This is a genomic window from Parabacteroides sp. merdae-related_45_40, from assembly GCF_001915675.1.
The window spans coordinates 1-13,216 of sequence record NZ_MNQY01000156.1 but is presented as its reverse complement, the minus strand read 5'-3'; the positions used below and the strand labels follow the sequence as shown (position 1 = coordinate 13,216).

General features: G+C 48.2%; 9 protein-coding genes. 3 read left to right on the top strand and 6 right to left on the bottom strand.

Going from position 1 to position 13,216, the window contains the following annotated elements; all coding sequences use genetic code 11:
- On the top strand, positions 1 to 2,169 hold a 2,169-nt coding region (locus BHV83_RS21700; RefSeq protein WP_286758065.1), incomplete at its 5' end, for an InlB B-repeat-containing protein.
- Positions 2,170 to 2,362: 193 nt separating this feature from the next.
- A complete protein-coding gene (locus BHV83_RS21695; protein WP_005641217.1) occupies positions 2,363 to 3,610 on the top strand; it encodes a DUF3843 family protein in 1,248 nt (415 codons plus the stop codon).
- A 32-nt stretch (positions 3,611 to 3,642) separates the two neighbouring features.
- Here BHV83_RS21695 and BHV83_RS21690 read toward each other — a convergent pair whose 3' ends face one another.
- Both BHV83_RS21690 and BHV83_RS21685 read right to left on the bottom strand, forming a co-directional pair.
- Entirely contained in the window at positions 3,643 to 4,683 is a 1,041-nt protein-coding gene (locus tag BHV83_RS21690; RefSeq protein ID WP_122115312.1) for a Gfo/Idh/MocA family protein, read from the bottom strand.
- A gap of 6 nt (positions 4,684 to 4,689) precedes the next feature.
- On the bottom strand, positions 4,690 to 5,403 hold the full coding sequence (locus BHV83_RS21685; RefSeq protein ID WP_122205759.1) for a 2-phosphosulfolactate phosphatase: 714 nt from the start codon (positions 5,401 to 5,403) through the stop codon (positions 4,690 to 4,692).
- Between the two features lie 105 nt (positions 5,404 to 5,508).
- On the opposite strand from BHV83_RS21685, the gene BHV83_RS21680 reads away from it, so the two are divergent.
- Positions 5,509 to 6,102: a DUF4251 domain-containing protein gene (locus BHV83_RS21680; RefSeq protein ID WP_005641225.1), complete on the top strand. Its 594-nt coding sequence runs from the start codon at positions 5,509 to 5,511 to the stop codon at positions 6,100 to 6,102.
- A 79-nt stretch (positions 6,103 to 6,181) separates the two neighbouring features.
- On the opposite strand, the gene BHV83_RS21675 is transcribed toward BHV83_RS21680, so the two are convergent.
- From BHV83_RS21675 to BHV83_RS21660, 4 genes are all read right to left on the bottom strand, one after another.
- Positions 6,182 to 8,167 carry a glucosamine-6-phosphate deaminase gene (locus tag BHV83_RS21675; protein ID WP_005641227.1) on the bottom strand — a complete coding sequence of 662 codons (1,986 nt, stop codon included), beginning with the start codon at positions 8,165 to 8,167 and terminating at the stop codon, positions 6,182 to 6,184.
- A gap of 276 nt (positions 8,168 to 8,443) precedes the next feature.
- Positions 8,444 to 9,604, bottom strand: coding sequence for an N-acetylglucosamine-6-phosphate deacetylase (nagA, locus tag BHV83_RS21670; RefSeq protein WP_005641229.1), 1,161 nt, complete (start codon positions 9,602 to 9,604; stop codon positions 8,444 to 8,446).
- A 3-nt stretch (positions 9,605 to 9,607) separates the two neighbouring features.
- Positions 9,608 to 10,774 carry an N-acetylglucosamine-6-phosphate deacetylase gene (gene nagA / locus BHV83_RS21665; protein WP_005641231.1) on the bottom strand — a complete coding sequence of 389 codons (1,167 nt, stop codon included), beginning with the start codon at positions 10,772 to 10,774 and terminating at the stop codon, positions 9,608 to 9,610.
- A gap of 432 nt (positions 10,775 to 11,206) precedes the next feature.
- Positions 11,207 to 13,153: an ABC-F family ATP-binding cassette domain-containing protein gene (locus BHV83_RS21660; RefSeq protein ID WP_286758058.1), complete on the bottom strand. Its 1,947-nt coding sequence runs from the start codon at positions 13,151 to 13,153 to the stop codon at positions 11,207 to 11,209.
- Positions 13,154 to 13,216 lie beyond the last annotated feature (63 nt).

Sequence of the window (13,216 nt, the reverse complement as noted above, 5' to 3'; positions counted from 1 at the left end):
GCACTGACCGCAAACCAGATAACAGGAAACACGGTGACCAAAGACAAGGTTGACCTCAACGGGACAAGTTACAAAACATGGGCGGAGGCAACAGCTGCACTCGCAGGTTCCGAAGAACCGGTCAATATCATCACTCTGTTAGACGACGAAACAGCTACAAGCACACCTCCAAAACCCTGTATCATAACAGGCGACGGAAAAACGTTGACATATGCCGGCGACCTCGAACTGCAAGCCGCCCTTACCTTCAAAAGCATCAAACTGAACATGAGCACCATTTATGCCAACGGCCACGATTTGACATTCGACGAGTCTGTCGATTGCCGCCCGTCGACATACACCAACAACGGCAACACCCTGACCGGCATACGTAACATCTGGGGAGGAACTAAAGACAACAATACGATCGACAAAACAAATATCGTAATCAAAAGCGGACAATTCGGCTGGATCTACGGCGGCGGCAATGCCGGTAACATCACAGGGACAACCAAGGTGACCATATCGGGCGGAACCGTGAACAACTCTGTTTTCGGTGGAAGCCATGCCGCAGGAAGCACAGTCGGCAATACCGAGTTGAACATTACCGGAGGAACTCTAAACTATATCTACGGAGGCGGCTGGAACGGGGACGTCACCGGTACAGCCACGACGAATATCTCTGGCGATAACACGGTTGTCAGCGGCTTTATCATCGGCAACACGGAAGGAACCGGCACGGCAGGCAACACGGATGTGACACTTGACACATCCGCAGATAATCCCATCCAGGAAGTACACGGAGCTGGTATTAACTACAATAATACAGTACACGGGAAAGTTTCGGGAAATGTCAATCTCACCGTTCTGGACGGCAGAATCACCGGGAGTCTGATCGGTTGCTCCTCAGCCGTCGAGGGGAAGATCAACATAAACGTGAAAGGAGGAGAGGTCAAAAGAATAAGTGGCATCGACTATTCCTTGTCTGCAGATTCACCAACTCCCACTTACAGCGGAATAATCCAGATCACCATAGAAAAAGGCCATACCACCATCGGACAAATAGACAGCAACAATAACCACAAAACACATGTAACCTACAGAAACTGCGGAACAGCCGACACTCCCTATCTGATTTCCGAACTGCGCTCCATCGATAAAGTCATCCTGGAAAACTCTTTTATCAAAGAAAAGGACCAGACATCGGCATTCAGGCTCGACATGGGGAACGGAGAGACTATGGAAATAGAAGGGACCGGACTGACCGGAGATTTCCATCTGGTCAATTTGAACGGAAAAGCATCGGATAACCAGTCGATTATCACGGCTTCCAAACTGTCGGGTACATACAGTTTCACCCATAAGGCCGACAATAAGATGCTCTATAAAGCCGGTTTCAACTACCGCTATCCGGGTGACGCCACATTGTGTGCCATCACCCTTCCGACAACGGTCGAGAACGGCACGCTAGCTCTCAAAGGCACGATCGGAGCCGACCAGGGAGAAACCCTCTTTGAAAACGGTGACCAGGTCCCAGCAGGCACACCGATGACTATAATCGCCACTCCTTCACCAGGATATAGTATCAAAAGCTTCTCTGTAAGACAGGGTAATAACAATGTGACGGTTGATACAGATGGCAGCTTTACTGCTCCCGACGGTGATTTTACAGTCGCTGCCGAGTTTAAGAGGATATATACTCCGCCGGCAGCCACCTACTACACCGTCACTCTCCCCTCCGTAGAAGGTGCGACACTCAGCAAGCAGGCAGGTGACCATACGGTCGAGGAAGGATACAGTTTCACCTTCGCCATCACCTTGGATGAAAACTATAGTGAGTCCATCCCTATTGTCACCACCGATCGCGGCGAGACGATCATACCGGACACGAATGGCAGATACAAGATCAACAACGTGGCTGAAGACATTGTCGTCTCTATCTCCGGCATCGTGAAGAATCTTCCAACAAGTATCAAAAGTATCGAAACAGACACGAAGATATGGACCGCCGACGGCACGATCTTCATCCACACCTCTTCCCCGCAGCAGGTACAGGTGGTAAACCTCGCCGGAAGCACTCTCTTCTACCGCAACATTCCGGTAGGCGACACACGGCTCAATGGATTGGCAGCAGGAGTCTACATTGTACACCTCTCAAGAGAAATGCCACGGAAAATAATCGTACGCTAACCCTGTTTATTATATGCAAACTGAGGGCGATCGCGAACCGCCCCCACATAAAAATCCCCCTCTCTGCACACAGCCGGGAGGGGGATTCACGAACAGTTCAAAGACGAGGTGCTGCCGGACAATAAATTGTAAAATATTTGTTACATTTGTGACCTTAAAATTATTGCTCGATTGGGCACAAATAATCTATAGTATGAAGAACATTAAAATCTATCCGAAAGATTGGTTGCAGTTGCACCCTTATAAACAGTCAGATCCGACAGATTCCTATTATACCAATATCGCAAACCGTATTTACGGCATGTTGGAAGAAACACGTCTTGCCTATTCTTTTGAGAAGGACGAGGTCAAACAGATCAGTATACGCATGGCTGCCTATTTCGAAGATGTGATTTCCGGTCTGAATATCTGGCGATCGTTCATCACGGAACACAAAGCCTTATACGGTAAATTCCTGCCGTTTTATACACCTGACGATCACTATTATGATGACGAGGTCAACTACGAAGATATCCGGTTCTTGCTTTGGCATTACACACAGCAGTATCACGGGTTTCACAAAGGCACATTCGTCAGTCCCGACAATGCGGCAAACGGCGACACAGCCAAACTGATCTACCAGATGTTCTGTGACGAATGGACAACTGCACCGGAGAACGAACGGCTGCAACAGCTCTTTGCTCCGGAAACCCGCTATGAGGATGTCGACAAATATAACGAGTTGCTTCACTGGTTTCATTACCAATGTTACCTGTTTACCGATTCACACCAGGAACTGACAGATACAGTCAAAGAATATTGGGAACAAACGAAAGAGAAAGACGAGCAGTTCATCATGACCGCCTACGAGGCTCTGGCACATATTTCCAAAAGTGCATTTTTGGCTTACACGGCTCCCAAATGGCTTTCGCTGATCTTTCCGGCAGACCATCCGGATCACAGCTTGTTCGTTGAAGAAGGTGAAAAGTCACAGGCATTCAAAGAACCGGTGTCCGAAGAGAGCAAGAAAATGCTGACCGAGCACTTTGAGAAATTCACGGCAGCGGCAGAAGGAAAAGCACTCCTTTATTTCCAAAACAAGCGTGAATTCCTCGACTTCCTGACGAAGATCGGCATCGAGACGGAAGGAGCGACAGGCGATACCGCCTCCCGGAAATTTGCCGTTTATGCCACTCCGTCAGAAGGTTTGCAAGTCCTGGCCGATGGTGTTGAGTATATCAAAGACGAAAACAATCCTTTCTACAATCAGAAAAAGGCGGAAAACCAAGGTTTGTCCTTCTTCATGATCCGGAAATGCAGCCCGTATCTGCTGAGAATATTGGAAGAAAAAGGCATGTTAGCCGATGCGCAAGCGAAGAGCCTGGCCGGTGAAGAACGTAGCAAAGCGATCGTTCACGAGAACTGGGAATTCCTAATGCGGTATTTCCTTCGGGAATATTGATTGTTACTTTTCTCTTGGGAGAAAAGTAACAATCAATATCGATCAGCCGGATACCGGATTCCCAACTGCCTGCGCACCTCATCGATGATCTCCAACGTGATCAGGGAGTGTTCGTGGCTGTTGATTCCAGACTGGCGTTTGCCGGACAGAACCAGATCGATAAACTCCGCCACCTCATAATAATATTCATCCTTGTCCGTCACGACGCTTATATCCTGAGCTTCGGCAGAGGGACCTCTACCGGAAGCGGCCGCCAGACGGGGAGTATATTTTACCTCTCCGATTATATTGATCCGGTCGAGCGTTATGTTTCCCTCTTCTCCCTGTATCTCTGTCGGCAAGGATGAATTGGCTATCTTGGAATAGAGAACGGTCGCATTCATCCCTTCGTATTCGAAATTGACGGCTCCCTGTCCGTCCGCACCGGATGAAAGAACGATTCCTGAAGCATCTATCTTTTTCGGACGTCCGAACAAAACGACCATCGGATAAACAGTATAAATCCCGATATCCATCATCGCCCCGTTCGACAATTCCGGCCTGAATGCGTTCAGCACAACTCCCTCCTTGAACTTATCATAGCGGGAAGAATACTGACAATAGCAGGAAAAATAACGCCGTATCGTTCCCAAGCGTCCTAAGTTTTCCCGCACAGACCGGAAATTCGGGGTAAGGGTCGGTTTCATCGCCTCCATCAGCGTAACGTCATATTTTGCAGAGGCTGCGATCATCTCCCTCACCTCCCACGCATTCGAAGCGAAAGGTTTCTCACAGAGTACATGCTTTCCATGCTTCATACACAAGATACTCTGCTCTGCATGAAGGAAATTAGGCGATGCGATATACACGGCATCGATCAACGGGCTTTTTGCCATCTCCTCCAAAGAGGTGAAAGTATAAGGTATCTGATGCTTGGCGGCAAAGGCATCCGCCGTCTCCTGCTTGCGGGAATAAACAGCAACCAGTTCAAAACGGTCATCCTGCCGCGCCCCGGCAATCACCCAGTCGGTTATAAAGTTGGTTCCGACTACTCCAAAACGTACTTTTCCACCATGTTCTTCCATATATTCCATTCCTTGTCAGCGTAATATTAATGTATCTCCCTCTATCGAAAGTTCAGGAACCTTATCCGTAATACTCAAAGTCAGGCAATAGGGAACAGCATCTTCGAGATGGTTCGCTTTCAAGCGTCCCATATGATCCGTCGTATCCAGATAGGCAAGCAGGTTCGCCTTGTTGCCCGTCCACATATCCCGGGCAATCACGGCAGCATCGCTGCCCGCCTCATACAAACCGGTATTCAGTAACGCATCCGTCAAAGCTCCTCCAAAAAGCGTATCTTCTATATTCACCTTATCCTGCCAGCCAGAACAGAGCACGACTACATCCCGCTTATGGCGGACACAGTAACCGGCCACCGCCTGCAGATTGATGAAAGCTCCCGTTATGACCCGGAAAGCGGATTTGGCGATCGTGATCGCACGTGTACCGTTGGTCGTGGTGAACACAATATCTTTCCCGGAAACCTTTTCCGCCGTATAATCAAACGGGGAATTTCCGAAATCGGCAAAACCACATCGCTTCACATTCCGTTCCGCTCCGACCAGCCAGCCTTTTGCCTTATATGCCTCAGCCTCTTCAACGGTAGCGACCGGACGGATACTGCGCACTCCGTTACTAAAAGCGGCGGCCATCGTCGTCGTTGCCCGAAACACATCCACGACCACCACGATAGCTTCCGGATTATGATAGACCGGATATAATGCCGGTGAAAAACAAACATCTATTTTCATATCAAACGATTATTATACCTGCAAAAATACGGGAGATTTTAAACATTTCCCCTATCTGCTTGTTCTTTTATTACATTTTTGAATAAACGTTTTAAACTAAGTCGTATGAAAAGAATTGTATCTATGATGGTGATCTTCACCCTTCTGTTGGGTGGCATGACACATGTGCAGGCTCAGACAAGTAAAGCCGCAGAAAAAGCTGAAAAAAAGCAGGAAAGAAAAGAGAAAAAAGAAGAAAGGTTAGCTAAGGACGCCGTTATGGGCGAAGAAGCATTCAACAATGCCATGCAGGCTATCACAAACCGGTCGTTCGTGCTCGAAGCCAACTCCGTACAACCGTTGAACGGACGTGTTTACTATGTAAACTCAAACACTAACTTCGTTTCGTTGAATGACGGACAGGCCATGGTTCAGATCGCATCCAACTCTCCTTACCCCGGTCCTAACGGATTAGGCGGCATCACCGTACAAGGCTCGGCATCCAATGTACAGGTCAAACAAGAAAACAACGGAAACGTGTATCTGTCCATGAGCGTACAAGGTATCTTTATCTCTGCAACCGTAAACCTGGTATTATACAGCGGGACCAATAATGCAATGGTTACTGTAGATCCGAACTTCTCAGGAAACAATCTGACAATGAACGGAACATTGCTTCCTTATTCTGACTCCAATGTTTTCCAGGGAACCACTTACTAATTCATATATATATTAAACAACAAGGAAGGACGGACCGATGATCGGTCCGCCCTCTCTTTTTTATGACAATCCGGTTTACTTATCGAACCGGAACATATTGTACGAATGCTTCCATCGCTTCATAAGATGCAAGGCCTAACTGATGATACAGTTCGGCAGTAGCACGGTTACGGTCTTCGGCACGCTGCCAGAACAAACGTTCGTCGTCTCCAAGGAACGGTGCACTTTCAGCCTGAGACTGGTGTTTCAAGATCGCGTTTCTCTTATGCCGCAATTCTTCGGGAGAGATAGGAACAGCCATTTCCACATGGTCCATTTCCCATTCGGCCCAAGCTCCGCGGTACATCCAGATGCGGCAGTTCTTCAGCCATTCTTCATCCTTCAGCTCGTCGATAGCTGCCAGAACGGCATTCAGACATACACGATGAGTTCCATGTGGATCGGCAAGGTCACCGGCGACAAACATCTCATCAGGTTTCACATCCGTCAGCAACTTCTTCACGATGGCAATATCCGCTTCGCTCAAGTCGTTCTTCTTCACCAGCCCTGTTTCATAGAAAGGCAAGTCGAGGAAGTGGATATGATCGTCACTCTTGATCCCGCTGTAACGGGCACCTGCACGGGCTTCTTCCCGGCGGATCGTGCCTTTCATAAAGAGGACATCACGTTTTTCAGCTTCACCTTCCACCTTTTCATAACGGAGGAAATGGATGATTTCTTCGGCTTTCTTCTTAACCGTTTCGTCTTCCGTATATTTGGCACAAACGTCGCGCAGATATTCGCAATAGCGGATTACCTCTTCATCCCCTACGGCAATATTGCCGGAAGTTTCGTAAGCGACATGTACATCGTGATGCTGTTCGCACAAACGATGGAATGTACCGCCCATCGAGATGACATCGTCATCCGGATGCGGACTGAAGATAATCACTTTCTTCGGATACGGAGTTGCACGTTCGGGACGGTTTGAATCGTCGGCATTCGGCTTGCCGCCCGGCCATCCGGTAATCGTGTGCTGGATATCGTTGAATACCCGGATATTCACATTATAGGCCGAACCGTACAGGGCAAGCAGCTCACCCAGGCCGTTTTCGCTATAATCCTTGTTTGTCAGTTTCAAGATCGGTTTGCCTGTCAACTGGCACAACCAAACGATTGCGCGACGGATCAGCTTGTTATCCCACTCGCAATTGGTAACCAGCCAAGGATGACTGATACGTGTCAGATCATACGCGGCAGACAGATCGACCACAACTTTCGCATTCGTATGATTCTGGAGGTAAGAAGAGGGAACAGCGTCACTCACTTTGCCTTCCACCGTTTTGGCGATGATCTTCGCCTTATCTTCACCCCACGCCATCAGGATCACATTACGGGCTTTCATCATGGTAGCGATCCCCATCGTGATGACTCCCGCAGGCACATTGTCCAATGACGGGAACGTACGGGAAGCTTCCTTACGGGCAGTTCCTTCCAGCAGAACCAGACGGGTACGCGAACTCAGCGTCGCACCTACACCGTTAAACATAATGTTGCTCGCATGTCCCACGCCTAACAGGATATAATCCAAACCGCCTGCCTTCTGGATGTTTTCTTCGTACATCCGGCAGAAATCGATGATGGCATCTTTCGGCATGCATCCATCGGGAGCATAAACATTCTCAGGGGTAATATCGATATGGTCCAGCAACGCCTCTTTCAGCTGTGCCACGTTGCCGGCGGAAGGAGAGACAAGCGGGAAGAATTCATATTCAACAAAGACAACCACGTTGCGGAAGCTCAGTTGTTCTTCCTTATGCATACGGATCAATTCTTTATATACGCTCAACGGAGAACGGCCTCCGGGAATAGCCATCACAAAGTTTTCACCGATTTCCTGTTTCTTGCGAATCTGGTCTGCTATCTCCTTAGCGATGGCAAACGAACCTTCATCGGCCGATTCGTAGATGTTTGTCGGGATCTTTTCCAGACGGGTCAAAACTGAATGCTCAAAAGCATTCTCCGGGCGATAATACCGCTGCGGTATTCGCGTCAGGGTAATCTGCGAACTAAGGTCTGTTTTCATGTTTAATTCTCGATTTAGTATATTATATCATAACTTGAATCACAAATATACTAATAAATAAACGAACTTAGCTTTACAGAGCATTTAAAAAATCAATACGGTTATAGGAAATATTGATATTACGGATTTTGGCAGAGATGAATCAAATGTATCATTTAAGAACCAGGTTCGCGGATGACACGGATCGGACGGATCTTAACGGATAAAATAAATTCAATCCGTTTTATCCGCGTCATCCACAAACCTGTTCTTCATTCCTTATCAGTTCTAATTTTCTTAAAACAGCGTATTGGCAGCCGGAACCAGGTTTCCCATCGACCAAACGGCACGGACAGTCAAGTTACGGTCCAGGATGATGATGTCGGCATCTTTTCCGCGCTGCAACGTACCCGTACGGTCGGATACCCCCATCAGGCGTGCCGGAGTTTCGGAAGCCATGCGAACGGCATCGGCCAACGGGACATTGGCTTTTTGAACCATCGTACGGACCAGCACATCCATCGTAGCGATACTTCCGGCAAGCGAAGAATGGTCGGCCAACTTGCAAACACCATCTTCAATGATAATACGTGAGCCTTCGTCCGGTTTCACATCGCTTGCAGCATAAGACAACGCATCGGTTACCAGGCACGTGCGTTCCACACCTTTCAGCTTATACACCAAGCGAAGAATCGTAGAAGGCAAATGTTTACCGTCGGCAATTACTTCCACCGTCATATCATCCATCAGGAAAACACTTTCCACCGTTCCTTCGTATTTATATTCACGACGCTTGTGGAAACCGGGCATTGCGTTGTAGAACTGTGCCGCATGGGTAAAACCCGCCGCATAGGCTTCTTTGATATCCTCGAATTCGGCTTCCGTATGCGTAATGGCAGCCAGGATACCTTTCGACCTGAGATAACGGGCGAAATCATGCGCACCCGGCAATTCAGGACTGGCATCCCAACGCTTAATACAGTTCGTACTTTCCAGGATAGACATATATTCTTCCTTATCCGGATTTTTCACATCATAAAGGTTACCGGCCATCTTGGCATTCAGATACGGTCCTTCCACATGAAGTCCCAATACGGGACCGTCCTTTTCCGCCATCAGCTTCTCGCAAATGGAGACTGCCTTGCAGATCGATTCTTTAGGAGAAGACGACAAAGTGGGAAAAATAGTAGTCGCACCGTGTTTCATATGGGCGGCAATAGCACTATGGAAGGCTTCTTCCGTACATTCCTTAAAATCATGGCCGCCTCCGCCATGCACGTTCATGGCTACGAAACCGGGAATGATATACATACCCTTGGCATCCACCACCTTGGCGCCGATAACAGCCAGGTCGCTGTTCGTCACTTCCAGAATCTTTCCGTCGCTAATCAATACGGAGCCATCCTTCAACCATCCCTGAGGGGTAAGGATCTGGCCATTTATTATTTGTGTCAGCATAAATCAAAACAGTTTATTCGTTCCTTCCACTAATTTACCCATCGCCCAGACAGCACGGACATTCAAGTCCTTATCCAGAATCTGGATGTCCGCATCCTTACCTCGCTGCAAAGACCCCTTACGGTCGTAAACACCCATGATGCGTGCCGGAGTTTCGGAAGCCATGCGAACGGCATCTTCCAACGGGATCTCGGCTTTCTGAACCATCGTACGGATCAGGCGGTCCATAGTCGCAATGCTGCCGGCAAGAGCTGAACGGTCGGCCAGCTTGCAAACACCGTCTTCGATGATCACACGCGGGTCAAACGCCGTCTGGCTGTCACTTGCGGCGCAAGCCAGCGCATCGGTGATCAGACAAGTACGTTCCACGCCTTTGATCTTATAGACCAGACGAAGGATCGTCGGAGGCACATGGATACCGTCGGCAACCACCTCGACCGTCATGTCGTCGATCAGATAAATACTCTCGACCGTACCTTCATATTTATATTCACGACGTTTGTGGAAACCGGGCATCGCATTGTAGAAGTGCGTGGCATGGGTATATCCGGCTTCGTAGGCAGTCTGAATATCCTCGTATTCGGCTTGCGTATGACCGACAGATGCCAACACGCCTTTCGAGGTGACGTATTTACCGAACTGCATGGCACCCGGCAATTCGGGAGCGGCATCCCAACGTTTGATGCAATGTGTCTCTTCCAACAGGGGAATGTATTCTTCCGGATCCGGATTCTTGATATTTTCCGGTAACTGCCCGCCGGCCATCTTCATGTTGAAGTAATGCCCTTCCAGATGAAGCCCCAGGACAGGACTGTCTTTTTCCGCCATCAACTTTTCAGTCGTTGCAGCTGCTTCGCGGATCATCGGGATGGTCGAGGATGACAATGTGGGGAAAATACTGGTCGTACCATGCTGCATGTGAGCGGCTACCGCTGCCCGGAACGCTTCTTCGGTACCTTCCATAAAGTCACGGCCTCCACCGCCGTGAACATGAATTTCTACTCCGCCCGGCACGATATACATGCCTTTAGCGTCTATCAAAGTGGCTCCTACCACTGCCAGATCGCAGTTAGTCACTTCCAAAATCTTGTTATCGCTTATCAGAACAGAACCGTCTTTCAACCAGCCCTGTGGGGTAAGGATCTTGCCATTTATAATCTGAGTTAACATAGCGCAAGAATTAAGTTTGTGTTTTTTAGTTTTAAGTAGGCAAAGGTAGGAAGATTTTCTAAAGAGGGTTAAAAACCAAGCGTTAATATTTACTTTTTCAAAACAGAGAGAGCAAGTCGGTCCAGGAAGGTTTTATTTAAGTGACAATAGCCATGCTTCTATTGTCAAACAGCCCAATCATTGACCTTTTGCCCTTGGTCGAAGATCTTTTCGCCCTTGGTCAAAAGCCCTTTCGACACTTGTCAAAAGCCTTTTCGACTAAGGGCGAAAAGTAAAAGAATGGTAGTAATGGCAGTAAATATCTGTGTATTTGTTTATTAGTTATAATTACAGTATCCTTATTTTAGCAGGATCGGAAATCCGCGCAATCCATGCTTAAATAGCAGGACTGCAAATCATCATTTATGATTCGTATCTACCAAGAATCGACTGCTAACTATTGGCTGCATTCAGTTCTTCCAGTTCGAGGGTCTGTTCCGTCCAGAGATCCATCGTGTCGGAAAGTTTCTTCTTCAATTCGGAATATTCGGTATATAAGGAAACATCCGCCGCCCCTTCGGGAGTGGCGAGCTTGGCCTCGATAGCAGCAATGGAGTTTTCGAGTTCCGTTATTTTCTTTTCGGATTCGGCTATCGCTTTTTCAACTTTCTTGATTGCCTTGCTTTGTTCCTTGCGGGCTTCATAAGAGAGCTTGTTTCGGGTCGGCTCCGAAGCGTTTCTTTCCATAGAGGTTGTCGTTTGGGTGGAACGTTCCAATTCGCACAAACTATCCATCTTCTTATGTTCCAGGAAATCATAAATACCTCCCAAATGTTCGATCACCCGTTTATTTCCGAATTCATAAACCTTGTCTACCAGTCCATCCAGGAATTCACGGTCGTGCGAGACGACGATAACCGTACCGTCAAACTCTTTCAAAGCATCTTTCAGCACATCTTTCGAACGCATGTCCAAATGGTTGGTCGGTTCGTCGAGGATCAACAGGTTCACCGGTTCCAACAACAGCCGGATCATGGCCAGACGGGTCTTTTCTCCACCAGACAATACCTTCACTTTCTTGTCCGACGCTTCTCCACCGAACATGAAAGCCCCCAATATGTCCCGTATCTTCAGACGGATGTCCCCCTGTGCCACGTAATCCACCGTATCGAAAACGGTCATATTCTCATCCAGCAACTGTGCCTGGTTCTGTGCAAAATAGCCGATCTTCACATTATGCCCCAACTGAAGCTTTCCTGTAAAATCGGTGATCTCTCCCATTATGCATTTAACCAGCGTGGACTTACCTTCACCGTTCTTGCCGACAAAAGCGACTTTGTCTCCGCGGTTAATAGTGAAAGTGGCATGCTCGAAAATCAGATGGTCGCCATAGCGCTTGGCCACATCTTCCGCAATCACCGGATAGGAACCGGAACGGGGAGCCGGAGGGAATTTCAGGCTCAGCATAGCCGTATCCACTTCGTCCACCTCTATGCGTTCAACCTTTTCCAATTGTTTGATACGGGATTGCACCTGCACGGACTTGGTCGCTTTATAGCGGAAACGCTCGATGAAAGCTTCCGTATCGGCCAATTTCTTCTGCTGGTTTTCAAAGGCACGAAGTTGTTGTTCGCGGCGCTCTTTACGCAGTTCCACATATTCGGAGTATTTTACCTTATAGTCATAAATCTTCCCAAGCTCTATCTCTATCGTCCGGAAAGTCGTATTATCGATAAACGCCCGGTCATGTGAAACAAGGATCACCGCATTGGCACGTGTCGCAATGAAGTTTTCAAGCCATTGGATGGACTCTATATCCAAATGGTTGGTCGGCTCGTCCAGCAGCAGGACATCCGGCTTGCGGAGCAGGAGCTTGGCAAGCTCGATACGCATGCGCCATCCCCCACTGAACTCGGAGGTCGGCCGGTCGAAATCCTCACGGCTAAATCCCAAGCCGATCAACGTCCGTTCCAACTCGGCATGGTAGTTGTTTCCACCCATCATCTGGAAATGTTCCGTCAGATGCGTGACACGGTCTATGAGGTTCTGATACGATTCCGTTTCATAATCTGTCCGCTCGACCAGTTGTTGGTTCAGCCGTTCTATCTCCTTTTCCATCTCATGGATATGCTCGAAGGCATGTTCCGCCTCTTCGCGTACCGTCTGTGTATCCGCCAGCTTCATCTGCTGGGGAAGATAACCGATCGTCGTCTCCTTCGGTACGCTGACCGTCCCGGAGGTAGGAGACTGCAAGCCGGCAAATATTTTCAGCATCGTCGATTTTCCCGCACCGTTCTTTCCCACCAGTGCGATACGATCCTTCTTATTTACCACAAACGAAACATCATCAAAAAGCGTAAACCCGCCAAACTCAACTGTAAGTCCTTCAACAGAAATCATATTTTTTCTCTTTTATGGCTGCAAAGATACAATTTATCCATAAAAAAAGCCTCGACTTTATGC

Bases quoted from the DNA above. Each gene is read 5' to 3' on its own strand.
- BHV83_RS21695 (WP_005641217.1), top strand. From the start codon at position 2,363: ATGAAGAACATTAAAATCTATCCGAAAGATTGGTTGCAGTTGCACCCT.
- BHV83_RS21690 (WP_122115312.1), bottom strand. From the start codon at position 4,683: ATGGAATATATGGAAGAACATGGTGGAAAAGTACGTTTTGGAGTAGTC.
- BHV83_RS21685 (WP_122205759.1), bottom strand. From the start codon at position 5,403: ATGAAAATAGATGTTTGTTTTTCACCGGCATTATATCCGGTCTATCAT.
- BHV83_RS21680 (WP_005641225.1), top strand. From the start codon at position 5,509: ATGAAAAGAATTGTATCTATGATGGTGATCTTCACCCTTCTGTTGGGT.
- BHV83_RS21675 (WP_005641227.1), bottom strand. From the start codon at position 8,167: ATGAAAACAGACCTTAGTTCGCAGATTACCCTGACGCGAATACCGCAG.
- nagA (WP_005641229.1), bottom strand. From the start codon at position 9,604: ATGCTGACACAAATAATAAATGGCCAGATCCTTACCCCTCAGGGATGG.
- nagA (WP_005641231.1), bottom strand. From the start codon at position 10,774: ATGTTAACTCAGATTATAAATGGCAAGATCCTTACCCCACAGGGCTGG.
- BHV83_RS21660 (WP_286758058.1), bottom strand. From the start codon at position 13,153: ATGATTTCTGTTGAAGGACTTACAGTTGAGTTTGGCGGGTTTACGCTT.